A 383-nucleotide genomic window follows, 5' to 3' on the forward strand; every position below is an offset into this window, starting at 1 on the left:
CCGGCGTCTCGCACGTGACTATGAACGGCTTCCCGAAACTCTCGCTGGGCTTCATTTCGTCGTCTTCGCAATGCTCATGCTTGTCCACGCCGTGCCAGTACTTCAAAGTTCCTAACACGCTCTAGGCAAGCGCAAAAAGCTGAATCTGAGTGATCGTTTGGACGCGATATACGATCAGATCGAGCGGCTGAAGACCCTATATCGCGGTTTGATGAAGAACACAGGCCAGATCACGACGTTGTTTGCTCTGAGCAATGTAAGCGTCATTCCGTGGCCGCATGGACAGAGCTGAAGCCGGTGTCCAAAGTGATGCCCGTTACTTCAAGTGATGGGGACTACTTTGGACACACGGAATGCGCGATCATCGAACCGCAAGGGCCGAC

1 pseudogene is annotated in these 383 nt (G+C 53.5%); it reads left to right on the forward strand.

Annotation, left to right across the window (positions count from 1 at the left end):
• Nucleotides 1-115, forward strand: a pseudogene (locus tag AB4Y34_RS42090) (IS5/IS1182 family transposase); the annotation flags it as partial.
• Nucleotides 116-383: the final 268 nt, after the last annotated feature.

It is taken from the genome of Paraburkholderia sp. BR10954 (assembly GCF_040965775.1).
Lineage (GTDB): Bacteria > Pseudomonadota > Gammaproteobacteria > Burkholderiales > Burkholderiaceae > Paraburkholderia > Paraburkholderia youngii.